The sequence below is a fragment of the Pandoraea pneumonica genome, assembly GCF_902459645.1.
In the GTDB taxonomy this organism is placed as follows: Bacteria; Pseudomonadota; Gammaproteobacteria; order Burkholderiales; family Burkholderiaceae; genus Pandoraea; species Pandoraea pneumonica.
Genome location: NZ_CABPSK010000003.1, coordinates 732,953 through 756,897, shown reverse-complemented (window position 1 = coordinate 756,897; position 23,945 = coordinate 732,953). Strand labels below are relative to the sequence as shown.

Annotated in this window: 23 protein-coding genes; 11 read left to right on the top strand and 12 right to left on the bottom strand. The window is 62.7% G+C overall.

Translation table 11 applies throughout. The annotated features are described in order from the left end of the window. Positions 1-78: 78 nt before the first annotated feature. The gene (locus PPN31114_RS19000) at positions 79-1,050 is read right to left on the bottom strand and encodes an aldose epimerase family protein (RefSeq protein ID WP_174988212.1); all 972 of its coding nucleotides are present in this window, start codon (positions 1,048-1,050) and stop codon (positions 79-81) included. 560 nt (positions 1,051-1,610) lie between these two features. Here PPN31114_RS19000 and PPN31114_RS18995 point away from each other — a divergent pair. Together PPN31114_RS18995 and PPN31114_RS18990 are read left to right on the top strand one after the other, a co-directional pair. After that, entirely contained in the window at positions 1,611-2,753 is a 1,143-nt protein-coding gene (locus tag PPN31114_RS18995; protein WP_150681028.1) for a ribonucleotide-diphosphate reductase subunit beta, read from the top strand. Positions 2,754-3,458: 705 nt separating this feature from the next. After that, on the top strand, positions 3,459-4,082 hold the full coding sequence (locus PPN31114_RS18990; RefSeq protein WP_150681027.1) for a histone H1-like DNA-binding protein: 624 nt from the start codon (positions 3,459-3,461) through the stop codon (positions 4,080-4,082). Positions 4,083-4,310: 228 nt separating this feature from the next. Here the strand turns inward: PPN31114_RS18990 and PPN31114_RS18985 are convergent, their stop codons facing one another. The 10 genes from PPN31114_RS18985 to PPN31114_RS18940 form a co-directional block, all read right to left on the bottom strand. Beyond that, positions 4,311-4,790 carry an outer membrane lipoprotein gene (locus tag PPN31114_RS18985; RefSeq protein ID WP_150681026.1) on the bottom strand — a complete coding sequence of 160 codons (480 nt, stop codon included), beginning with the start codon at positions 4,788-4,790 and terminating at the stop codon, positions 4,311-4,313. A 16-nt stretch (positions 4,791-4,806) separates the two neighbouring features. Continuing rightward, complete coding sequence (locus tag PPN31114_RS18980) at positions 4,807-5,742, bottom strand: carbohydrate kinase family protein (protein WP_150681025.1); 936 nt, start codon at positions 5,740-5,742, stop codon at positions 4,807-4,809. Between the two features lie 228 nt (positions 5,743-5,970). Continuing rightward, positions 5,971-6,471: a thiol peroxidase gene (gene tpx, locus PPN31114_RS18975; protein WP_150681024.1), complete on the bottom strand. Its 501-nt coding sequence runs from the start codon at positions 6,469-6,471 to the stop codon at positions 5,971-5,973. Between the two features lie 33 nt (positions 6,472-6,504). Then, positions 6,505-7,674 carry a DUF3426 domain-containing protein gene (locus tag PPN31114_RS18970; RefSeq protein ID WP_150681023.1) on the bottom strand — a complete coding sequence of 390 codons (1,170 nt, stop codon included), beginning with the start codon at positions 7,672-7,674 and terminating at the stop codon, positions 6,505-6,507. A 23-nt stretch (positions 7,675-7,697) separates the two neighbouring features. Continuing rightward, on the bottom strand, positions 7,698-8,591 hold the full coding sequence (gene prmA / locus PPN31114_RS18965) for a 50S ribosomal protein L11 methyltransferase (protein WP_150681022.1): 894 nt from the start codon (positions 8,589-8,591) through the stop codon (positions 7,698-7,700). Between the two features lie 29 nt (positions 8,592-8,620). Then, complete coding sequence (gene accC / locus PPN31114_RS18960; RefSeq protein ID WP_150681021.1) at positions 8,621-9,982, bottom strand: acetyl-CoA carboxylase biotin carboxylase subunit; 1,362 nt, start codon at positions 9,980-9,982, stop codon at positions 8,621-8,623. 106 nt (positions 9,983-10,088) lie between these two features. Continuing rightward, entirely contained in the window at positions 10,089-10,547 is a 459-nt protein-coding gene (gene accB / locus PPN31114_RS18955; RefSeq protein WP_150681020.1) for an acetyl-CoA carboxylase biotin carboxyl carrier protein, read from the bottom strand. A gap of 70 nt (positions 10,548-10,617) precedes the next feature. Then, positions 10,618-11,064: a type II 3-dehydroquinate dehydratase gene (gene aroQ, locus PPN31114_RS18950; protein WP_150681019.1), complete on the bottom strand. Its 447-nt coding sequence runs from the start codon at positions 11,062-11,064 to the stop codon at positions 10,618-10,620. 155 nt (positions 11,065-11,219) lie between these two features. Further along, positions 11,220-11,744, bottom strand: a complete 525-nt coding sequence (locus PPN31114_RS18945; RefSeq protein ID WP_150681018.1) for a TlpA family protein disulfide reductase — start codon at positions 11,742-11,744, stop codon at positions 11,220-11,222. Positions 11,745-11,760: 16 nt separating this feature from the next. After that, the gene (locus PPN31114_RS18940) at positions 11,761-12,435 is read right to left on the bottom strand and encodes a UDP-N-acetylmuramate--alanine ligase (RefSeq protein ID WP_150681017.1); all 675 of its coding nucleotides are present in this window, start codon (positions 12,433-12,435) and stop codon (positions 11,761-11,763) included. Positions 12,436-12,635: 200 nt separating this feature from the next. Here PPN31114_RS18940 and mpl point away from each other — a divergent pair, with 200 nt between their 5' ends. From mpl to mtgA, 7 genes are all read left to right on the top strand, one after another. Continuing rightward, positions 12,636-14,018 carry a UDP-N-acetylmuramate:L-alanyl-gamma-D-glutamyl-meso-diaminopimelate ligase gene (gene mpl / locus PPN31114_RS18935; protein ID WP_150681016.1) on the top strand — a complete coding sequence of 461 codons (1,383 nt, stop codon included), beginning with the start codon at positions 12,636-12,638 and terminating at the stop codon, positions 14,016-14,018. A gap of 66 nt (positions 14,019-14,084) precedes the next feature. Beyond that, entirely contained in the window at positions 14,085-14,696 is a 612-nt protein-coding gene (locus PPN31114_RS18930; protein WP_150681015.1) for a YqiA/YcfP family alpha/beta fold hydrolase, read from the top strand. Between the two features lie 129 nt (positions 14,697-14,825). Further along, entirely contained in the window at positions 14,826-17,039 is a 2,214-nt protein-coding gene (locus tag PPN31114_RS18925; protein ID WP_150681014.1) for a ribonuclease catalytic domain-containing protein, read from the top strand. Then, positions 17,033-18,013, top strand: a complete 981-nt coding sequence (locus PPN31114_RS18920) for an energy transducer TonB family protein (protein WP_246182635.1) — start codon at positions 17,033-17,035, stop codon at positions 18,011-18,013. The genes PPN31114_RS18925 and PPN31114_RS18920 overlap by 7 nt, the downstream gene beginning before the upstream one ends. A gap of 73 nt (positions 18,014-18,086) precedes the next feature. Further along, the gene (gene lpxO / locus PPN31114_RS18915) at positions 18,087-18,983 is read left to right on the top strand and encodes a lipid A hydroxylase LpxO (RefSeq protein ID WP_150681013.1); all 897 of its coding nucleotides are present in this window, start codon (positions 18,087-18,089) and stop codon (positions 18,981-18,983) included. A 99-nt stretch (positions 18,984-19,082) separates the two neighbouring features. Further along, on the top strand, positions 19,083-19,976 hold the full coding sequence (gene aroE, locus PPN31114_RS18910; RefSeq protein ID WP_150681158.1) for a shikimate dehydrogenase: 894 nt from the start codon (positions 19,083-19,085) through the stop codon (positions 19,974-19,976). Positions 19,977-19,985: 9 nt separating this feature from the next. Continuing rightward, positions 19,986-20,729 carry a monofunctional biosynthetic peptidoglycan transglycosylase gene (gene mtgA / locus PPN31114_RS18905; RefSeq protein WP_150681012.1) on the top strand — a complete coding sequence of 248 codons (744 nt, stop codon included), beginning with the start codon at positions 19,986-19,988 and terminating at the stop codon, positions 20,727-20,729. 97 nt (positions 20,730-20,826) lie between these two features. On the opposite strand, the gene PPN31114_RS18900 is transcribed toward mtgA, so the two are convergent. Then, a complete protein-coding gene (locus PPN31114_RS18900) occupies positions 20,827-21,681 on the bottom strand; it encodes a mechanosensitive ion channel family protein (protein WP_150681011.1) in 855 nt (284 codons plus the stop codon). 341 nt (positions 21,682-22,022) lie between these two features. Here PPN31114_RS18900 and corA point away from each other — a divergent pair, with 341 nt between their 5' ends. Beyond that, the gene (corA, locus tag PPN31114_RS18895) at positions 22,023-22,985 is read left to right on the top strand and encodes a magnesium/cobalt transporter CorA (protein WP_150681010.1); all 963 of its coding nucleotides are present in this window, start codon (positions 22,023-22,025) and stop codon (positions 22,983-22,985) included. A 110-nt stretch (positions 22,986-23,095) separates the two neighbouring features. Next, a complete protein-coding gene (pyrF, locus tag PPN31114_RS18890; RefSeq protein ID WP_150681009.1) occupies positions 23,096-23,908 on the top strand; it encodes an orotidine-5'-phosphate decarboxylase in 813 nt (270 codons plus the stop codon). The last annotated feature ends 37 nt before the right edge of the window (positions 23,909-23,945 follow it).

Sequence of the window (23,945 nt, the reverse complement as noted above, 5' to 3'; positions counted from 1 at the left end):
CCGGTAGCTCAGAAAAAACCCCGTCGGTCCGCGAGGACGACGGGGTTTTTTCTTGGGTGTCTTTCTATGCAGCCGGGCTCAGGCCAGGTCGATGCGCATCGACAGGTTGAGCGTCTCGCCGTGCGGCACCGCGACATGATCGTGATCGAAGTCGCCCACACGATGCGTCGACGGCTCCAGGCACAGATAGGGGCGTCCGGCGGGCGAGTGCACGACGAGCCACGAGGCGTCGTCGCTGCGCACCGTGGCCGAGCGCAGACCGCCTGCGTAGTCGATGCGTGCGTCGAACCGGCCGGCTTCGGGCACTTCGGCAAACCACGTCGAGCGGCCTTCGCTGTCGAGCCCGCCGCCGACCGACACCACTTCGATGGCGCCGACATGGATGCGTTGCTCGCTGGGCCAGCGCACGTCTTCCGAGGGCGATCGCCAGATGGACTCCGCCTCGAACGTCAGACGCGCACCGGCAGGCCAGCGGAAGTACGGATGCAGACCGAGCCCGGCGGGCATCTCGCCTGCCGAGAGGTTAGTGAGCGAGAGCTGCATGTCGACACCTTGCGCGTCGAGCGATATCGACAGATACGCTTGATAGTGCCAGGGCCATTCGGGTTGCGCCGGGCTGTCGAGTTGCAGCACGCAGCAGTGGGCGCTCTCGTCTACCACCTCCCACGTGCGGCGCAGCCCCCAACCGTGCAACGAACTCGATGCGGCAGGCGCTTCGCGTGCCACGATGTCGCGTCCTTGCCAGTGCAGCGTGTCGTCGCGTAACTGATTGGTATACGGCAGCATCGGAAACGCACCCGCCTTCGGCCATTCATCCGAGGCAAACGGCTCGTTGCCGAGCGGCACCAGATAGTCGAACAGATCGCCGCGCGTGTCGCGCCGCGCCAGTCGCGCGAGCCGCCCGCCGCAGCCCGGTTGTACTTCAGCGATGAGCGAGCCGGCCGAGAGCCGGACCGGCTTGCCCGGGGTGAGCGTGAGGGGCGTGGCGCCGTGGGGATGTGTCGGCAGGGGGCGTGCTGAAGTTGCGTTGTCGGCACCTTGGGAAGTCATTGTCGGTATCTCCTTCTTCTCCTGCGCGTCGTGGCTGGCGCGCGCCCAAATCTGGTGTTTGGGTTCGCTGCGCGGGTGACGCGTGACGCATAGCATACGCCCGATGCCGTCGCGCCGACAGACGCCGCGCTTCGGGCGAACTGGCCCTACCTTTGGCACCCGAATCGTGGCAACATGCCGGTCCCGCGGGGCTTGGCGGGCGTCTCGCGTGGGATGTGGCTGAACACTAGGTATAGTGGTCGGCGCAGACTTCAGCACTATATATAGTGTGAGAGTGCTGGAATGCGTGACGTAATTGTGCTAAATTGGAGTCATTCAATTCGACGTCGGGAGGTCGTGATGTTGCAAGTGAAGCAAGCCATCTCCCCCGCTCGCGAAGTATTTCAAGACAGTGCGAAAGCGCTTCTGATAAGCCCCCGAAACACCGTATTCATCCTTGCGGATTTTTCGCCGCTGACCGCTGTTGCGGTATGCGAGTGATCGACTGATCCGCTAGATCTGCCACTTCGGCGATGCACGCGTTTGTGTGCACCGCATCAACCTGAACGGACTGAGACCCTATGCTGAACTGGGAAGAAGAGACCTCCACCGCCAAACCCGCCGCACCGGCCGCCACGTTCTCGCCTGAGCCGAACATTCTCGGCACGCAATCGGACGCACCGAGCGTGATCGCCTCGCAGTCGACGCGCCGCGTGAGCGCCTCCGACAAGCGCGTGATCAACGGCACGACGGACGTGAACCAACTGGTGCCGTTCAAGTACAAGTGGGCGTGGGAAAAGTATCTGGCCGGTTGCGCGAACCACTGGATGCCGCAGGAAATCAACATGTCGCGCGACATCGCCCTGTGGAAAGACCCGAACGGTCTGACCGAAGACGAGCGCCGCATCATCAAGCGCAACCTCGGCTTCTTCGTGACGGCCGACTCGCTCGCGGCGAACAACATCGTGCTGGGCACGTATCGCCACATCACCGCGCCGGAGTGCCGTCAGTTCCTGCTGCGTCAGGCGTTTGAAGAAGCGATCCACACGCACGCTTATCAGTACATCGTCGAGAGCTTGGGTCTGGACGAAGGCGAGATCTTCAACGCGTATCACGAAGTGCCGTCGATTCGCGACAAGGACGAGTTCCTGCTGCCGTTCATCGAAGTCGTTGCCGACCCGTCGTTCCAGACCGGCACGCAAGAGAACGACCAGAAGCTGCTGCGCTCGCTGATCGTGTTCGCCTGCATCATGGAAGGTCTGTTCTTCTACGTCGGCTTCACGCAGATCCTCGCACTGGGCCGTCAGAACAAGATGACCGGCGCTGCCGAGCAGTATCAGTACATCCTTCGCGACGAGTCGATGCACTGCAACTTCGGCATCGACCTGATCAATCAGGTGAAGCTGGAAAACCCTAACCTGTGGACGCCGGAATTCCGCGAAGAGATTCGCGAGCTGTTCAAGAAGGCGGTCGAGTTGGAGTATCGCTACGCCGAAGACACGATGCCGCGCGGTGTGTTGGGTCTGAACGCTGCCATGTTCAAGAGCTATTTGCGCTTCATCGCGAACCGTCGCTGCGCACAAATCGGTCTCGAAGCGCTCTATCCGAACGAAGAGAATCCGTTCCCGTGGATGAGCGAGATGATCGACTTGAAGAAGGAGCGCAACTTCTTCGAGACGCGAGTGATCGAGTACCAAACCGGTGGCGCGTTGAGCTGGGACTAAGCTTGAAGTAAAAATGGGTGCTGGCTGCAAAGCAAGCATCCATGCGGTTTTCGAGAGGGTGGTGTGTGCGTGCGAAGCACGCGTGACGAGTGTGAAGAGAAGCAGAAGAGAAGGCGCTCGTCACGCACATCATCCTCATCATCGCAGTCTCGTGAGTGCGTCGAAGACATCGAAGCGCGAGTGCGATGTGCATCAAATACAACAGATTGACTTCTTCGCTGCGATTGATGTGCGCTTTTTTATGCACAAAGTATTAACATCGCATCACAAAAGAATTATTATTCGCTCAAATAAATTGCAGTCTCGATGAACACACGAAAGCACATTGCTTTCCTCCCGCGACAGAGAGCTGGTAGTTACGGAGCGTAAAAACCTTGGTGCATAGCAAGCAGTATCGCTTATCCGCTATCGCAATCTCCTCCATCCCGATGACGGGACAGGCAAGCTACCCCCCGAAGAATCTGGCGAATCTCCCCTCTCAAGACAATCGAATTGCTGACGGCGATGTCGTCGGCAATTTTTTTGCGCGCGTGACCACTCATGGTCAGCGTCATGCGCGCAGCGCCGAATTCATTAGCGTAAGCCGTCGATGTCCGATGCGTACGCCGATGAATAGCCCGCTCGCCGGCGGTTCGCCGTGCGGTGGTCGGGTTTCCTTCTCAGGTAGTTTCGTTTGAGTGATCTCTTACGTTAAGGAGCAATGTGATGGCTACGATTAAGAAGGCTGTTGCCAAGAAGCCGGCAGCGAAGAAAGCTGCTGCCAAGAAACCGGTTGCGAAGAAGGCAGTTGCTGCCAAGAAGCCGGTCGCGAAGAAGGCTGTTGCTAAGAAGCCGGTCGCGAAGAAGGCTGTTGCCGCCAAGAAGCCGGCAGCAAAGAAGGTTGCCGCTAAGAAGCCGGTCGCCAAGAAAGTCGCAGTGAAGAAGGTTGCTGCTAAGAAGCCGGTTGCCAAGAAGGCAGCGGTGAAGAAGGTTGCAGCCAAGAAGCCGGTGGCTAAGAAAGCCGCAGTGAAGAAGGTTGCAGCGAAGAAGCCGGTTGCCAAGAAGGCCGCCGTCAAGAAAGTTGCAGCCAAGAAGCCGGCCGCCAAGAAAGCAGCAGTGAAGAAGGTTGCTGCTAAGAAGCCGGCTGCCAAGCCTGCTGCGAAGAAGGCTGCGGCGAAGAAGCCCGCTGCCAAAAAGCCTGCCGCTGCGAAGAAGCCTGCTGTTAAGAAGGCCGCAGTGAAGAAGGTTGCCAAGCCTGCTGCGGCTCCCGCAGCTGCGCCGGCAGCAGCACCGAAGACGGCTCTGAATCCGGCGGCGGCATGGCCGTTCCCGACCGGCAGCCGTCCGTAATTCGAGTGCTGACGCAGGAACCTAGACACTTAGGTGTCTTTTGATCGAGTAGTCCTACCCGATCAGAAACCCGCTGTGATGCGAGTCGTCACAGCGGGTTTTTTCATGAGCGAACGATGATCGTCATCTGCCTTTGAAAGTACCGAACGCAAACGTAAAAACGGGCGACCGATGGCCGCCCGTTTGCGTACTTCGCCGAGTGCCTCAGCGGCACCCGAAGCGTCAGACTTAGTGCGTCACACGCGTCACGCCGCCGCTCGAGAGCAGGCGCACGCGCTGGCCCGGCTGGAATGCGTCGTCGGCATCTTGCGTGATCGCACGCAGTTCGCCGTTGTCGAGTCGCACGGTAATTTCCAGACCGGCCTTCTTGCTCATTCGATTCTCGACCGCTTGCCCGGCCACGGCGCCGAGCAGGCCGCCGATGATGCCCGTCGCGATCGAGCCACGACCGCCACCGATGGCGCTGCCGCCGATCGCGCCGAGTGCGCCGCCGCCGACGACGCCGAGCACGCCCGGGTCGCCGTTGCTGCTATCGATCGTCACCGGACGCACCGATTCGACAGTGCCCATACGGACAACCTGTTCGCGTTGTGCCTGACGGCTGTCGTAGACGCTGGCGGAATTGCTCGGGCCGAACGCCGTGCAGGCGGACAGCATGAGCGATGCCGTGACAGTGGTAAGAATGAGCGGTGTGGTCAGTCGTGCCATCGTTAATATCCTGGAATCATTCGAAGCGGTGGCCGAACGCTTCTTCATATTGCGCGTCGATGTCGGCGCGCGTCGGTGCATAGGTCTGCGGGCCCTGCTCGGCAATCTTGAGCGAACCCATGAGGCTGGCCAGTCGGCCAGTGGTCGGCCAGTCCAGACCCTTTTCGATGCCATAGAGCAACCCGCCACGGAAGGCGTCGCCGCATCCGGTCGGATCGACGACACGCTTGGCTTTTACGGCAGGAATGTCGTGCTGCTTCCCGTCGGCGAAGATCAGGGCCCCGTGTTCTCCGCGCGTGACGATCAGTGCCTCGACACGCGACTGGAGATCTTCCAGCGACCAGCCGGTCTTGGTGGCGAGGAGCTTGGCTTCGTAGTCGTTGACCGCGAGATAAGTGGCGAGTTCCACGATGCGACGCAGTGTCTCAGCCGAGAGAATCGGCAGGCCCTGACCCGGATCGAACACGAACGGCACCCCGGCGGCGGCAAATCCTTCGGCGTGCGCGAGCATCGCATCGGGGCCGTCGGGGGCCACGATGCCGAGCGTCGCGCCCTTCACATCGCTCACGCGGTTTTGTGCCGAGAACATCATCGCGCCCGGGTGGAAGGCGGTGATCTGGTTGTTATCCAGATCGGTGGTGATCATCGCGTTGGCCGTCATCGAGTCGGGGACCGTGCGCACGAACTCGGTGGACATACCGAGCGACGCAAAGCGCTCGAGGTACGCGCCGCCGTCTTCACCCACCGTTGCCATCACCGTGGGCGAACCGCCGAGCAGATGCAGGCTATAGCCGATGTTGCCAGCGCAGCCGCCGAAGTTGCGGCGCATGGTCGGCACGAGGAAGCTCACGTTCAGGATGTGCACCTGGTCGGGCAGGATGTGCTCGCCGAAGCGGCCTTCGAACGTCATGATGTTGTCGTAGGCGAGCGAGCCGCAGATCACGGTAGTCACGAGATGATTCCTTGCGAAGAGTCAGAGGATGCGCCCGGCGCGCGTTGGCGACGCGAGGCGTGCAAAACAGTCATGCGTTGGCGACAGCGTCGATGACCGCACAAAGCGGCGCAGCGTGCGCTCTCGCCAGTACACGGCGGCGAGTTGCCGGACGGCAATGTGCCGGCGCGGGCGCCGGCACAGGTCATGCAATCGGCCACAACGTTTCGTGGCCGATGAACTTGCGAATTACGACAGTGCAGCCAGCGCGGCGTCGTAGTTCGGTTCGTTCTTGATTTCAGGCACGAGCTCGGCGTGCACGACACGGTTGTCCGCGTCGAGCACAACCACAGCGCGGGCGCTCACGCCGGCGAGCGGGCCGGTGGTGATGGCCACGCCGTAGTCCTTCAGGAACTCACGGCCACGCATGGTCGAGAGCGTGACGACGTTGTTCAGGCCTTCGGTTGCGCAGAAGCGGCTCATGGCGAACGGCAGGTCGGCCGAGATCACGAGCACAACGGTGTTCTCGAGCTTACCGGCGGCTTCGTTGAACTTGCGGGTCGAGGTGGCGCAGGTCGGCGTGTCGAGGCTCGGCACGATGTTCAGAACCTTGCGTTTGCCAGCGAAGTCATCGAGCGTGACGTCCTGCAATTTGGCATTGACCAGCTTGAGCGCCGGTGCGGTCTGCCCCTTCTGCGGGAACTGGCCGTCGACTTCGATGGGGTTGCCCCCGAGGGTGACTTGGGACATCGATATCTCCTAGTGTTGAGTGCGGCAGCGCTATCAGGGATAAAACGCGAGCACCCGATAGTTACTGGCAAGCGCTGCTTGCGCCGACAATCGTAACCGAATCGTGCGTTCGTTGTGCGGTGCAAGGCCAGCATCGCGCAACGGCCCCTCGGCGACGTAATCGGCGGCGGCGAAAACGCGACGCACCACCGGCTTGCCGTCGATATCCGAGAGCGTGAGTTCGAGCGAGGGCCATGCCACCGCATGCCCGGCATCGTTGCGCATGAAGACGGTCAGCGTCATCGGCACACTGTCGGCGGATGCGGCAGAAGCTGCCGAAGCATCGCTCGCCGGTGCGGCTTGCGCTGCGGTGTCGGCACTCGCCGAGGCGCCGTCGTCTGTCACCAACGTCACGCTGGAGAGTTGCAGCATCTCGGGTTGACGCGGCGGCGCTACGGCAATGTGCAGCGGGCGACCGATCACAGCCAAGGCAGGCCGCAGGACAGGGAATCGATCGACGAGCGCCGCACGTTCGAGCCACGCCCACTGCGCGAGCAGGCCGACGATCGCGAAGATCATCAACACACGCCAGACAATGCGGGCAGCGCCCGGTTGTTTCCCGTTCGAAGCAGTGGCAGGGGTGCCTGTGCGCGTGGTGCTTACCGGCGTAGCCGTCGGTGCAGGCAACACCGTGGCGTCGTCATCGTCGATGTACCGGCCCGGGCCGTGCTGCATCTGCGCGCGGCTCTCGTCAGCCGTGCCGAGCAGTGCCGCGATGGCCGTCGGCGTGAGCATTTCAGGCACCGGCGCGCGTGATGTCGTCGCGTCGGCATCTGAGAGATGCGAGGGGGGCGATGAATGCGCGGTATGCGAGGGGTGCGCCGGGGCGTCGCTAAAGAGCGCCGGGACCGAAGGCACGGCGGACGACGAGGCAATATCTGCCGCATGCGTTTCGTGAGCCTGCGCCGGGGCAGGTGCCGCGTCGGCGGTTGCCGAACGATCAGTTGCCGTGATGCCGTCCGTCGCCAGACCGGTATCGGCAGCAACGTGCGGCTCGCCGTCGTCTTTCGGCGGTTCGCAAAGATAGGTGCGTCCGTCGAACACTTCGCGGCAGTGGCCGCAGCGCACCAGGCCGTCGCGCAGCTTGAGCTGATCCGCGACGACGCGAAAGACGGTATGACAGTGGGGACAGCGGGTAGCCAGAACGCGCGGGGATGGGGTCATAGGACTCGGCGCGTTATGTGGATTTAACCGGCGGCCTGCCCGTGCAGGCAGACCCAGCCATCGTGTGCGCGCCAGACCGACATCTTCATATAGGGCGCGTAAGCCGCGATCACCTCATCGGCCTGACGTTCCAGCACGCCCGAGAGCGCGAGTCGGCCACCGGGCGCCACGCGCGACGTGAGCATCGACGCGAGCAGCTTGAGCGGATTCGACAAGATGTTGGCGACCACGATATTGAACTGACCATCGCGCAGATCGTCGGGCAGGCCGTATTCGACCGGCGCGTGATTGCGCTCGCTGTTATAGCGTGCCGATTCGACAGCTTGCGGATCGATGTCGATACCGAAGACCGGATCGGCGCCGCACTTGCGCGCGAGGATGGCCAGAATGCCCGAGCCGCAACCGTAATCGAGCAGCGACTGCCCAGATTGCACGTGCTGTTCGAGCCATTCCATGCACAAGCGGGTGGTCGGGTGACTGCCGGTGCCGAACGCGAGGCCCGGATCGAGTTCGAGGATGAGCGCGTCGGCATCGGGGGCGTCGTGCCACGACGGCACGACCCAGATGCGTTGACCGATCTGCATCGGCTCGAACTGCGATTGCGTCAGACGCACCCAATCTTGCTCTTCGACGTCGCGCAGCGTGAAGGCCGGCGTCTCGGGCAAGTTCAGTTCGTTGACGGCCGCCGCGAGCAGCACGGAGGCATCCTGATCCTCCCCCACCAGGGCCACCACGCGCGAGCGCTGCCACGCGGTGTCCGGCGGGGTGAGACCCGGCTCGCCAAACATCGGTTGCTCGTCGGGGGTGTCGGCATCCGCGTCTTCCACGGAGACCGACAGGACGCCCAGATCGATCAGGGTGTCCGACAGGGCCTCAGCTTGGGCGCGGGCAACTTCCACGACGAGTTCGCGATACATGGCGACGACTTCCTTACAGATAAAACGACTTAATTGCCGCCGACGGCAGTCTTCTGCGCCAGCTTGTGTTCCAGATAGTGAATGCTCGTGCCGCCTTCGACAAACTTGGCGTCGAGCATCATTTCGCGGTGAAGCGGAATGTTGGTCTGGATACCTTCGATCACGATTTCCGACAGTGCCACACGCATGCGGCGGATCGCTTGGTCGCGCGTGGCGCCGTAGGCGATCAGCTTGCCGATCATCGAGTCGTAGTTCGACGGCACGAAGTAACCGTTGTAAGCGTGCGAGTCGACACGGATGCCCGGGCCGCCGGGCATATGCCAGGCGGTGATACGGCCAGGCGACGGCGTGAACTTGTACGGATCTTCGGCGTTGATACGGCATTCGATCGCGTGACCTTGGAACTGGATGTCGCGCTGACGCAGGGCGAGCTTCTCGCCGGCGGCAATGCGAATCTGTTCCTGCACGATGTCGATGCCCGTGATCATCTCGGTCACCGGGTGTTCGACCTGCACGCGCGTGTTCATTTCGATGAAGTAGAACTCACCGTTTTCGAACAGGAATTCGAACGTACCGGCACCCACGTAGCCCATCTTCTTGCAAGCGTCGGCGCAACGATCGCCGATACGCTCGATCAGACGGCGCGGAATCAGCGGCGCGGTCGCTTCTTCGATCACCTTCTGGTGACGGCGCTGCATGGAGCAGTCGCGCTCGCCCAGCCAGATGGCGTTCTTGTGCTTGTCGGCGAGCACCTGGATTTCGATATGGCGCGGGTTCTCGAGGAACTTCTCCATATAGACTTCCGGGTTGTTGAACGCCCGGCCGGCTTCTTCGCGCGTCATGTTGACCGCGTTCACGAGCGCCGCTTCCGTGTGCACCACGCGCATGCCGCGACCACCGCCGCCACCTGCGGCCTTGATGATCACCGGATACCCGATCTGGCGTGCAATGCGCACGATTTCCTTCGGATCGTCGGGCAACGCGCCTTCCGAACCCGGCACGCAGGGCACGCCGGTCTTGATCATGGTCTGCTTGGCCGAGACCTTATCGCCCATCAGACGAATGGTGTCGGGGCGCGGACCGATGAACGTGAAGCCCGATTGCTCGACGCGCTCGGCGAAGTCGGCGTTCTCGGAGAGAAAGCCGTAACCCGGGTGAATCGCCTGAGCATCGGTGACTTCTGCCGCGCTGATGAGCGCCGGCATATTCAAGTAGCTGAGCTGCGACGGTGCCGGGCCGATACACACGGCTTCGTCGGCGAGCTTGACGTACTTCGCTTCCTTGTCGGCTTCGGAGTAGACGACAACCGTCTTGATGCCCATTTCCTTGCACGCACGCTGGATGCGCAGGGCAATTTCGCCGCGATTGGCGATGAGGATTTTTTCAAACATTATGTGCAGTCCTGCCCGTAGGGGTAAGGAGCGGGGCCGGGCACCCGGCGGTGCGGCACGGCAAAGCCGAGAGCCGCAGCAACGCGCGCATGTCCGGCAACTGGCTTTAGCCGATCACGAACAGCGGCTGACCGTATTCCACGGCCTGACCGTTCTCGACGAGGATTTCCTTGATCACGCCGGCCTTGTCCGACTCGATCTCATTGAGCAGCTTCATCGCTTCGATGATGCACAGCGTCTGGCCTTCCTTGACCGAGTCGCCCACTTGCGCGAACGCGTCGGCGCCCGGCGACGGCGCACGGTAGAACGTGCCGACCATCGGCGAGGTCACGATGTGACCTTGCGGCACAGCCGGTGCCACGGGGGTCGGGGCTGCGGGGGCAGCGGCAGCGGGTTGCGCACTCATTTGCGGGACTGCCGGCATGGCCATTTGCATCGGGGCGGCGATCACTTGCGGCGGTGCCTTGACGATGCGGACCTTGCCTTCGCCTTCGGTGACTTCGAGCTCGGAAATACCCGATTCGGCCACGAGGTCGATCAACGTCTTGAGTTTGCGCAAATCCATGAAGGAAGCTCCTTGATTCGGTATCGACGCGGGAACAGCGTCCCGCGATGGGAAATTGGGGATGAGAGGACTACCCGCCGGTGAGCCGGTGCAGGGCAAAATCGAGTGCGTAGGTATACCCGCGCCAGCCCAGGCCGCAGATCACACCTTGCGCAATATCGGAAAAATACGAGTGATGCCGGAAGGCTTCGCGGGCATGCACGTTCGAGAGGTGAACTTCGACGAACGGGATGCCAACACCCGCCAGCGCGTCGCGAATTGCCACGCTCGTATGGGTATAGGCCGCAGGGTTGATCACGATGAAATCGATCGATTCACCGCGCGCGGCCTGAATCCGGTCAACCAGTGCGCCTTCGTGATTGCTTTGAAACGTCGCCAGTTCGGCACCGGCTGCCTGGGCCTGAGCCAGCAGGGCATTGTCGATGTCGGCCAAGGTCGTGCGACCGTACACCTCCGGCTCGCGAGTACCGAGCAGGTTCAGGTTAGGGCCGTGTAGCACGAGAATGCGGTGAGGCATCGGCGAATCAAATTTCACGAAATTGGGCGCAATTAAACGCCAGTTGGTCGATTTTGTCCAGTAGGGCGAAAATCGGCACCGTAATACGCGGGTTTCCGGGGTGTCTGGCTACATTAGGCGGGGGCCGCCCACCGAAACACCCCGTACAAGTGGGGTCAGATAAGCGGTTTGAGCGCCGCGTGCACTTCGTCGGTGGTAATGCGGCCGAGCTTCTGATAGTGCATGCGTCCTTGGGCGTCGACCACCACGGTAAACGGTAAGGCGCCTGCCTTGTCGCCCAGCGCCCGGGCCAGATCGGTGCCTGCGTAGCCTGCCACCAGCAGCGGGTAATCGACTTTCACCTTCTGCTCGAACGCAATCATGTTCTGGGCGGTATCGATGCCGATCCCGACAAATTGCACGTTCTTCGCCGCATATTCATGGGAAAGGGCGGCCAACTCGGGCATTTCTTCTACGCAGGGGCCGCACCACGGCGCCCAGAAGTTGATCACGAGCGTCTTGCCTTTCCACTGAGACACGGCTTGTTCCGTGCCCTTGAGGTCGGGCAGCCGAGTCGCGAGCAGTTGGGCGACGGCGGCGTCGGAGGTATCGGCGGCTTGCTGGTTGCGGTGGCCGAGCCAGAAACCGGCGGACAGCCCCACGAGCGCCAGGATCACCAGAATGACGATGCGTTTTGTCATGACGGGAAAAGGGAAATCAAGCTTGAGACGGCGCTTGCGTTGCGGCCAATGCGGCCGATGCGGCCGTTGCAGCCATTACGGCGCGCAAACCGTTCGCGTCCGTGCGGGCCGGGCGGCCGTTGCCGTCGCTGGCCTTGAGCGCGCCGCGCATGTCGTCGAGTGAATAGAGCGAGAGGTGCACGCCGGCGGGTTCACCTCGCTGACCCCGCTCGCGCCACAGGAAACTTAGGGTCTCGACCATGCCGCGGCCATTGAAATGGCGCGACTCGGAGACCTCGTAGTCGATGCCCCGGTTCAGGAGGTCGATAGCGACTTCCTTGGGGTTATCGCAAAATGCCTGCAAATAGATGTCGGATAGCGCCGTGGCGGTGCCGTTATAGACCGCGCCCGTGATGTAAGGGCGGTAGCGCGCCAGCTCGTCCATGACGTTCAGGGCGACGCCGCGTAGGTGCGCCAGTTCGGCGGGCTGCGTGTCGGACATGAACGTCTGCACGTACTCGCGCACTTCCGCTTCGATTTGGTCGTTATCCGGCAGCAATTCGCCCGCAATGCGCGTCTCGCCCGTCACCTGCTTGGCCGCCTTGCGCTTGGCGGTGGCGTAGTCGGCCCCCTCCTCGGCGATGAGGCGAGCGGCCGCGAGCGTGATTTCTTCGCGCAGGCGTTGGGCATCGGTCCAGGATTTACGTGTCATGCGGCCGATGATACCCGAAAGGCGTGACCGGCCGCCTGCGTGGTGTGACGCGCCGACGGGGCGGGGGCCGCACAAGGCCCGGACAACCACGGGCGGGCCACCCGCATCACGCGGCAGGTACAATGTAGCCCTCGGTTATCCGCACTCCCATTTCCCGCACGGGCTTGGCCCGTCCTCATCTGCTCCTCTGCTCCCCATCCATGCATATTCATATTCTTGGCATCTGCGGCACGTTCATGGGCGGTCTGGCGGTTCTGGCACGTCAGGCCGGACACACCGTCACCGGTTGCGACGCCAACGTCTATCCGCCGATGAGCACTCAGCTCGAAGCGCAAGGTATCAAGCTGATCGAGGGATTCGACGCGGACCAGGTGTCGCTCAAGCCCGACCTGTTCGTGATCGGCAACGTGGTCTCGCGTGGCAACCCGCTGATGGAAGAGATCCTGAACAGGAATCTTCCCTATACCTCGGGGCCGCAATGGCTGGGCGAGCATGTGCTTGCTAATAAGTGGGTGCTGGCGGTGGCCGGTACGCACGGTAAGACCACCACCACGTCGATGCTTGCGTGGATTCTGGAAGATGCCGGCTATCACCCGGGCTTCCTCGTTGGCGGCGTGCCGATGAATTTCGGCATTTCGGCGCGGCTGACGGAAAGCGACTTCTTCGTGATCGAGGCCGACGAGTACGACACGGCGTTCTTCGACAAGCGCTCGAAGTTCGTCCACTACCGCCCGCGCACGGCCATTCTGAACAACCTCGAATTCGATCACGCCGACATCTTCCCGGATCTGACCGCCATCGAGACGCAATTCCATCATCTGGTGCGCACGGTACCGGGGCAGGGCCGCTTGATCGTCAACGGTCGCGAGCCTGCGCTCGAACGTGTGCTGGCACGGGGCTGCTGGAGCGAAGTCGAGCGCTTTGGCGTGGCCGACGGCTGGCACGTCGCGCAGGCGACCGAGACGCTCGCGCCCGGACAGGAAGCGTTCTGGGTGCATCACGGGCAACCCGCGGCGGGTGAAGTGAAGTGGGCACTGCAAGGCGAACACAACCGGATGAATGCACTGGCGGCCATTGCAGCGGCGCGTCACGTCGGCGTGCCGCCCGAACAAGGTGCCGCGTCGCTCGCTAAGTTCGAGAACGTAAAGCGCCGGATGGAAGTACGCGGCGTGGCCGCTGGCGTAACCGTCTACGACGACTTCGCCCATCACCCGACCGCGATCCAGACCACGCTTGCCGGTCTGCGCCGCCGCGCGGGCGAGGCGCGCATTCTGGCCGTGCTCGAACCGCGCTCTAACACGATGAAGCTGGGCGTCATGAAGGCGCAGTTGCCCGCGAGTCTGGCCGATGCCGATCTGGTGTTCGGCTATGGCGCCCCGAGCGGCAAAGACTCGCTCGGCTGGAATTTGGCCGAGGCCTTGGCGCCGCTCGGTGCGCGCGGCCAAGCGTTCAGCGATATCGACGGGCTGGTGCGTGCCGTGGTCGCGGCCGCGCAGCCGGGCGATCAGGTGGTGGTCATGAGCAACGGCGGCTTTGGCGGCATTCATCAGAAATTACTCGATGCGCTCGCGGCGCGCGCCTAATCTAGGATTCATGACGTCCTTGATCGCCGCCCGCACCACCGACCTACAAGTTTTCCGGAGCCTTACATGATTCTCTATTTGCACGGCTTCCGTTCCTCGCCGCGTTCGTTCAAAGCGCAGTTGATGGCCGCCCGCATGCACAAGCTTGGGCTGGGCCACGTGTGGGCATGCCCGCAACTGCCGCCGTCGCCGCTGGCGGCAGTCGTCGACGCCCAGCGGTTGCTCACCGGCGTGAACCCCGACGAACTGACCATCGTGGGAAGCTCGCTCGGCGGTTACTACGCGACCTATCTGGCCGAGAAACTCGGTTGCCGCGCGGTGCTGCTCAATCCGGCTACGCGCCCGTACGACGATCTCGGGAAGTGGCTGGGCGAGCAGCCGATGTGGCACGGTGGCGGCACGATCGTCGTGGAGCCCCGTCACCTCGACGAGCTGCGCATGATCGATGTGGCGCAGATCACGCGTCCGGAGCGCTACTACCTCGTGGCCGCGACCGGCGATCAGACGCTCGACTATCGCGACATGGTCGCGAAATTCCCGGGGGCCAAGCTGACGTTGATCGAAGGCAGCGATCACGGGATTTCCGATTTCGTCGACTACATGGACGACGTGCTGCGGTTTGCCGGCATCGATGTGCCCACGCCCATCGGCACGTCGGCCGCTTTTGCCGGGGAATGAGATTCGCGTCGACGGCAAACCACGGCAAGTGCTGCCGATGGCCGTGACGACACGCGCGTTCCCCTTTCGCCCTAAACCGCCGCACGTCGGCGGGCTACAATGTCGCCTATTGCGATCGATGGCTGTTTCATGAACATTTTTTTTGAGGAATCCGGCGGCTTCAAGGCCGGCACGGTGTTGTCGCAGCAGGGCGAGTCGTATCAGGTGGAGCTGCCGGGCGGACGCCGCAGCAAGATCAAGGGACGCGACGTTCTCTTGCGCTTCGAGTCTCCCGCGCCGGCCGAGTTGATCGTGCAGGCGCAGGCGGCGTCGCAAGATATCGACATGAGCTTCCTGTGGGAATGCGCGCCGGCCGAGGAATTCGCGTTCCCGGTGCTCGCGGCCGAATACTTCGGCGAAGGCGCGAGCGTGGCGCAGCAAGCGGGCCTAGCACTCGCCCTCCAAGCGTCGCCAATCTACTTCCGCCGCAAAGGCCGTGGTCAATACCAGCGCGCGCCGCAAGAGCAGATTCAGGCGGCGCTCGCCGGTCTCGCACGTAAGCAACAGCAGGCCGAGTTGCAAGCGAGCTACGCCGAGCAGATGATCGCGGGCACGCTGCCCGACGCGCTCAAGGGCAAGGAACTGCAACTGCTGTTCCGCCCGGACAAAAACGCTATCGAATGGAAGGCCCTCGACGCGGCCGCCAGCGCGCTGGGCAAAACGCAAGCCGAAGTGATGCTGGCCTGTGGCGGCATTGCCTCGCCGCGCGCCTATCACGAAGCCGCGTTCCTGTACGAATACTTCCCGCGTGGCACGGGCTTCCCCGATGTGGGGGCGCCGCCGGTGCCGACCGAAGACTTGCCGCTGGCCGACGTGCAGGCGTTCTCCATCGACGATTCCACGACGACGGAAATCGACGATGCGCTGTCGGTGCAGGTGCTGCCTGACGGGTTGCTGCGCGTAGGGATTCACATTGCCGCGCCGGCGCTCGGTATCGCGCGTGGCGACGCCATCGACGAAATTGCGCGCGTGCGCCTCTCGACGGTCTATGCGCCGGGCGAGAAGATCACGATGCTGCCCGACTCGGTGGTCGAGGCCTACACGCTCGCCGAAGGCGGTGCGCGTCCGGCGCTCTCGCTGTATGTGGTGGTCAAGGCCGATACCTACGAGATTGTCACGACCGAGACGCGCGCCGAAATGGTGCCGATCTCCGCCAATCTGCGTCATAACGAACTCGATTCGATCATCACGGCCGAAACGCTGGCCGACGGCAGCGGCGAGTATCCCCATAAGGAAGAACTGCGCTTGCTGTGGCCGTTCGCGCAATCGCTTTACGACAAGCGTCAGGCGGCGCGCGTGGGCTACGGCCTGCGCCCGGAAGTGCAGAACAAGACCGATTTCAATTTCTACGTCGACGGCGAGCACGTCACGATCAAGCAGCGCATGCGTGGCGCGCCGCTCGATCTGATCGTGGCGGAAATGGCGATTTTGGCGAACAGCCGCTGGGGCCGCTTGCTGGCCGACTGCGGCGTGCCCGGTATCTATCGCGCGCAGCGTGCCTATGGCGTGAACCGCACGCGCATGCAAACGTCGCCCGCACCGCACGAAGGGCTTGGCGTCGAGCAGTACGCATGGAGCACCTCGCCGCTGCGCCGCTATGTGGACTTGGTGAATCAGTGGCAGTTGCTGGCTTGCGTGCGACATGGCGTGACGGCCAAGCTGGCGGCACCGTTCAAGCCGAAAGATGCCGACCTGTACGTCACTGTGTCGAGCTTCGAAGCGGCTTACGCTGCATATGCCGAGCATCAGAGCCGCATGGAGCGTTACTGGTGCCTGCGCTGGCTGCTTCAAGAGAACAAGTCGCAGGTGCAGGCGAGTGTGCTCAAGGGCGACACGGTGCGTTTGAACGACGTGCCGCTCACGTTGGTCGTGCCCGGCCTCGCACCGCATGCGCGCGGTACGCAAATCATGCTCGACGTGCTGTCGCTCGACGTCGTCACGCTCGGTATTTCGGTGCGCGTCTCGCAGGTGCTCGACGCCAGCCAGTCGCTGCTGGCCGACGACGAAGACGATGGTGACGGTGGCGAAGGCGGTCAGGAAGGCGGCAACGGTGCCGACGGGAACATCGACGGTGCCACCGATGCCGAGGGCGGCGTTGAGGATGACGACGGCGATGACGCTGATGACGCCGAAGGCACCGAGCGCGACGACGACAGCGGCGCAGACGATCGCGACGACCGCGCCGAGCGTGCCGCTGCTGCGACCGATGCGACCGATGCCACCGCAGTCACTGAACCGTCCCCGTTCGGGGCGGCGCTGATGGCCGCGGGGGCTGCCAACGCTTCGGCGAACACTGCGTGCTGAAACCGGCTGTCGCGTCCGGCGATCTGGCCGCGGCTCGCCGCCGCGGCTGGGCGCTCGTGCGCGAGCATCCGCTCGCCACGGGGCTCGCCATCTCGGCCATCGTGCATTTGATCGCACTGGCCGTGCATTTCGTCGCGCCCGACAGCTTCCGCTTGCATAGCGCCGACACGCCGCTCGAAGTCGTCCTCGTCAATGCGAAATCCGCCAACGCACCCGACAAAGCCACGGCGCTCGCCCAAGCGAATTTGGTGGGCGGTGGCGAACACGATGGCGAGCGCGCCACTTCGCCGCTACCGTCGCGCGCCGTCGAGCGAGACGGTGCCCCTGTGGCGCAGATTCAGCGCAGTGTGAGCGAACTCGAGGCCGTGCAGGAAAAGCTGCTTTCGCAGTTGCGCAGCCAGTACGCAGCCGTGCCGGAATCGCAACGCAGCCGGAGCAACGCCGCGCAAAACGGGCGCGGGCAGGACGACCAAACGGTCGACCAACAGATCGCCCGGTTGCAGGCCGAAATCGACAAGCAATTGCGGGCGTATCAGACGCGTCCGAAGCGCGGACAGGTCACGGCCAATACACGTGAAGTGGCCTATGCGCGTTACTTCGACACGCTGCGTCATCGCATCGAGCGCTACGGCACCGACCATTTCCCGCAAGTGGGCAACGACCGCCTTTACGGCGAGTTGATCGTCACGCTCAACGTGAATCAGCGCGGCGGGCTCGGTTATCACAAGGATGGCTGGGATGTGCAGGGGGTGGAAATCACCCGTAGCTCGGGCAATAAGGATCTCGACCGGCGCGCGGTCGCGATCGTGCAGGCGAGCGCACCATTCGGCGATTTTTCGCCAGAGATGAAGCAGCGCTACGACATTCTGGAAATCGTCACGCGGATGACGTTTACGCGGCAAGGCGTGCAGGCGCAAACGCTTGCGTTACCGGCGTCGGGGTCCGACACGGCGGGCGGTAAGTCAGGCCCCTGACAGGTCTGCACGGAAAAACTTTCCAAAACTTTTTATAATTCGGCTGTTTTCCCGAATGACTGGAAAGTCCGCCATGAAATGGGTCCTCCTGGCGATCTTTGCTGCGTGCGCGGTGTATGTACACCTGCGAGGTAAGGTCCGCCATCAATTCTTCCGTCAACTGTCCGATCACTCGACGTTTCTCTCGCCGCTGAATGTGTTCATGTACACGTTTTCACGCGTGCCGACGACACCGTATCTGAAGCCGGACAACTTCCCAGAGCTCGAACCTTTGCGTCAGAACTGGGAAGCGATTCGCACGGAAGCGATTGCACTTCTCGAAGCCAGACGCATCAAGGCTTCCGACACCTACAACGACGTTGGCTTCAACTCGTTCTTCAAGAGCGGCTGGAAGCGCTTCTATCTGAAGTGGTATGACGACGCGCATCCGTCGGCGCACACGTTGTGTCCGCTGACGACGAGTCTCGTGCAGCGAATTCCGACGATCAAAGCGGCGATGTTTGCCGAGTTGCCGCCCGGCAGCCGGCTGGTGCGTCATCGCGACCCGTTCGCCGGGTCGTTGCGTTATCACCTCGGGTTGGTGACGCCCAACGACGACCGTTGCTATATCGACGTCGACGGGCAACGTTATAGCTGGCGCGACGGCGAGGGTGTGGTGTTCGACGAGACGTACATCCACTACGCGGAAAATCAGAGCGGGCAGAACCGGATCATTCTGTTCTGCGATGTGGAGCGGCCGATGCGGTACCGCTGGACGCAGAGGGTGAACCACTGGTTCGGGCGTCACTTGGTGGGCGCGGCAGCGTCGCCGAACGAGGCCGGTGACAAAACTGGCGGAATGAATAAGGCGTTCAAGTATATTTACGCCATCCGACTTGTCGGCAAACGCCTCAAGGCGTGGAACCGCTATGTGTACTATGCCGTGAAGTGGGCGCTGTTCGGGGGGCTCGCGCTGTGGATCTTCTTGTGATCTGCGCGCGCTGATTCGCTGAATCGCCCGCGGTGTACGATGCGATGCAATTTCCAAGCGGCGCCTGAGCGAAAGCCAGGCGCCGCGTCTTTGACCACCATGACAAACCACACGCCAGCTACGCCTGCTACTGCCGCTACGCCCGCCGATCGCTACGCTGTGATCGGCCACCCGGTCGAACACAGCCAGTCGCCCTACATTCACGCCGAGTTCGCGCGCGAGACGGCCCAGCACCTGACTTATGAGCGTCTGCTCGCGCCGCTCGACGCGTTTGCCGCGACGGTGCGCGCGTTCATCGACGGCGGCGCTCGAGGGGCCAACGTGACGGTGCCGTTCAAGTTGGAAGCCCACGCGCTAGCGGATCACCTGACCGAGCGTGCGCAAGCGGCGGGCGCAGTGAATACCTTGGTGTTCGATGGGCGCGGCATCACCGGCGATAACACCGATGGCGTGGGGCTGGTGCGCGATATCGAAGGGCCGCTCGACGTGTCGCTTGCCGGACGCCGTGTGCTGTTGCTGGGCGCGGGAGGTGCGTCGCGCGGGGCACTACTCCCGTTGATCGCGGGGCGTCCTTCGCTGGTGTTCGTCGCGAATCGCACGGTCGCGCGTGCCGACGAACTCGTGGCCCGCTTCTCCGAGGCCGCAGGCAAGGCGGGCGTGAGTCTCGCGGGCGGCGGCTGGGACGCGGTGCCGATGGATTTCGATGTCGTCATCAATGCCACGGCGGGCAGTCTTCAAGGTGATGTGCCGCCACTGCCCCGAGGCGTGTACGCCGCCGGGGCATTGGCTTACGACATGATGTACGGCGCACATCCGACCGTCTTCATGACGCACGCCAGCGCAAACGGTGCCGCGAAGGTGGCCGACGGTCTGGGCATGTTGGTGGAGCAAGCCGCCGAAGCGTTCGCGCTCTGGCGCGGTGTGCGTCCGTCAGCGCAAACGACGCAGGCCGTGCGTGCCGCGTTGCGCGCGCGGCTCGTGGCCAAGGGCTGATCGCCTCACATGAGTGCCGTCCAACGCCGTCATCCACGCAACGCCCGCAAACGTCGGTGGGGGCCGTGGCAATGGACGGCCTACTTCGTCACGTTGCTGGTCGTGGGCATCTTCGCCACGCAGCTTTATTACTTCCTGCAAATTGGCTGGTGGGTGCGCTTCAATCCGCAATCGACGGCGTTTATGCGCGCGGCGGAGCAGCGCTTACGTGAGTCGGATCCGAAAGCATCGCTCAAACACGACTGGGTGCCGTACGACCAGATTTCACGCAATTTGAAGCGCGCGATCATCGCGAGCGAAGACGCCAACTTCGTCAATCACGACGGCTACGAGATCGACGCGATGCTCGGCGCGTGGGAGAAGAATCAGAAGAAGGGGCACATCGTCGCGGGCGGTTCAACGATCTCGCAGCAACTCGCGAAGAACCTGTTTCTCTCGAGCGAGAAGAGCTATCTGCGCAAGGCCGAGGAATTCAGCATCACGTGGATGCTGGAGTTCTGGATGGATAAACAGCGGATCTACGAGATTTATCTGAACTCGGTGGAGTGGGGCGAAGGGGTGTTCGGTGCCGAAGCGGCGTCGCGCTATTACTACGGCATTCCGGCGTCGAAGTTATCGCCATGGCAAGCAGCGCGATTGGCCGTGATGCTGCCACGGCCGCGCTATTTCGATACGCATCGTAATTCCCCGTATCTCGCTCAGCGCGCCGGTGTGATCGCGCGCCGCATGGGGGCAGCGGAGTTGCCGCAGTAGCGGTAGCGGATTGCCAAGGGAGCAGCGGCGCGCCTGCGATACATGCGCCAACGGCAGCGCCGGTCCCTAGCCCCGTTTCAAGCCCCGTCCCTAGCCCTCAACGCGGCATATCTGCCGGAATTTGTACGACAGTCCGCGTCGGATACGGCAGCGAGCAACCCACGCCCTCGACGGTTTCCTTCACGCCGCGCTGAAGGTCCCAATACAACCCCCAGTAGTTGCTCAGCAGCGACCACACGCGCACGTTCACGATCACGGCGCTGTCGCTCACTTGCTTGACCATGATTTCCGGTGCGGGCTTGTCGATCACGCGCTCGTCTTGCTGCACGTGCTCGCGCAACGCGTTCATGGCTGCGTCGAGATCGTCGTCGAGCGCGATCCCCACGGTAATTTCCATACGACGCGTCGCGTTGCGGCTGTAGTTCGTTACCGGCTGGCCCCAGATCTGGCTGTTCGGTACGCACACGAAAATGCCGTCGGCATTGGTGAGCGTCGTGGTGAACAGGCCAATCTCTTCGACCGTGCCAGCGACGTTGCTGCCCGCCGTGATGTAGTCGCCGATACGAAACGGCCGCAGGAGCAGCAGCATGGTGCCCGCCGCAATGTTCTGCAACGTGCCTTGCAGCGCCAGACCGATGGCCAGACCGGCTGCACCGAGTACCGCGATGATGCTGGCCGTTTGCACACCGAACTGTGCCAGCACGGCAATGACGGTCACGATACGCACCGACCATTGCACGATCGACGCGACGAGCGGCTTGAGCGTCGCGTCGAAGTTGGCGGACCGGCCCAGCGTCTTGCGCACGAAATTGCCCAGGCGCGCGGCGATCCAGAAGCCGATCAGCAGAATCAGTACGGCTTGCACGAACGACAAGCCGTAGTTCACAGCATTCGCAGTAAGAAACCCCATCACGGCATCGAAAGATGCGAGGGGCGTGGTGACCTCAGTCATTTCGGAACTCCCTGTCAGCAGACGTCTCGAAACGTCGATATCAAAATTGACGCAAAGTGCGTTGATTGGTTCGCGAAGTGTGACGCGACTGACTATGGCGGGACGCCATCTCATCGATTTTGAGAATAATCCTACGTGCCGGTGCGGCATCCGCTGACAAGGGCAACGAGAAGCCAAGCCGCGCAACTCACGGGCAACGCCCTGAAAACGCGGCGATATTGCGATGTTTTCGCGTGATTCGAACGCGCCTCGTTCCGACGCGCTCCGCCGCGTTACCGCGCTTGGCGTGCCTGTCGCGTGCCTGTACACTTGGCGTCGCCGCGTAGCAGGGAGAACTCCGTTTGATCAATGCCTTCGTCATCCATAATGGCCGCCTGCAACAGGTGACTTGCGACCAACCGAGCGATTTGGCGAGTGTTTCGCCGGTTTGGGTCGACTTACATAGCGAATCGGAAGACGAGCGCCGCTGGGTCGAAGAGGCCTACGGGGTGAAGTTGCCCTCGCGTGATGAACTCACCGATATTGAAGCGTCGGCACGCTATTACGAAGACGATGGCGGCGTGCTGCACGTGCGCACCGATTTTCTGCTCGACGAAGAGGAGCAATCGCGCAACGTGCCGGTGGCGTTCGTGGTGCTCAAAGACCTGCTGATTTCCATTCACGACGAAGACCTGCCGGTGTTCCGGCTGGTGCGCATGCGTGCGCGCATTCGGCCCGGGTCGGTGCGTGACGCCATGGACGTGCTGCTCGATCTGTACTCGACCGATGCCGAGTACTCGGCCGATTCGCTCGAAGGGGTCTACGCGGCGCTCGAAGAGGTGAGTCGGCGTGTGTTGGGCAAGAATCTCACCGACGCCGATGCTGCCAAGGCGCTCGAGAGCATCGCGGCCGAGGAGGATTTGAACGGCCGCATTCGGCGCAACGTGATGGACACGCGCCGTGCGGTGTCGTTTCTGATGCGCACGCGCATGCTCAAGGACGAGCAGTATCAGGAGGGCAAACAGATTCTGCGTGACATCGAGTCGCTCGATAACCACACCGCGTATCTGTTCGACAAGATCAACTTCCTGATGGACGCCACGATCGGCTTCATCAACATCAATCAGAACAAGATCATCAAGATATTCTCGGTGGCTGCGGTCGCGTTCTTGCCGCCGACGCTCATCGCGAGTATCTACGGCATGAATTTCCAGATGATGCCGGAGTTGCAGTGGGAGGCGGGCTATCCGTTTGCGGTCGGCCTGATGATCTTGTCGGCTATTGCGCCGTTCCTGTACTTCCGTCACCGCGGCTGGCTCGATTGATTGGGGCGCTCGCGGGGGCGTGCCGGTGTCGGTGCGACGGTTCCGGTGGGACGGGCACGCCAAGCAGGTAAAATAGCGTCCTCGAATCGGAACACCGCCGGAAAACCGTCATGACATTCACGCAAGCCCTCAGCTCGGCCTGGACCCGCAACAACTCGCTGTTGTGCGTCGGCCTCGACCCCGAACCGTCGCGTATCCCGGCGCATTTGCAAGGCCGCCCGGAAGCGATCTTCGAATTCTGCCGCGAGATTGTCGACGCCACGGCCCCGTTTGCCTGCGCATTCAAGCCGCAGATCGCTTACTTTGCCGCGCATCGCGCCGAAGAGCAGCTCGAGCGTCTGATTGCGCATATCCACGCCGATCACCCGGGTTTGCCTGTGATTCTCGACGCCAAGCGCGGCGACATCGGCAGCACCGCCGAGCAGTACGCCCGAGAGGCATTCGAGCGCTATCGTGCCGATGCCGTGACGGTGAACCCGTACATGGGGTTCGATTCGTTGGAGCCGTATCTCGCGCACGCCGACAAGGGCGTGATCGTGCTGTGCCGCACGTCGAATCCGGGCGGCAGCGATCTTCAGTTCCTCGATGTCGACGGCAAGCCGTTGTATCAAACCGTGGCGCGTCTGGCGGCGGGGCCGTGGAACACGAGCGGTCAGATCGGCTTGGTCGTGGGCGCGACGTTCCCGGCGGAAATTGCCACGGTGCGCGGCATCGTCGGCGATATGCCGCTGCTCATTCCCGGCGTTGGTGCGCAGGGCGGTGACGTGGAAGCGACGGTCACGGCTGGACGGACGGCGAACGGCACGGGCATGATGATCAACTCGTCGCGCGCCATCATCTACGCTGGCCGCGACGAGCAGTTTGCGGCGGCCGCCGCGGCGGCTGCGCAGAAGACTCGCGACAGCATTAACGCGTATCGGTAAGTCGTCGTGTGCGTTGCGGTGGGCACCGTTGTCGGGT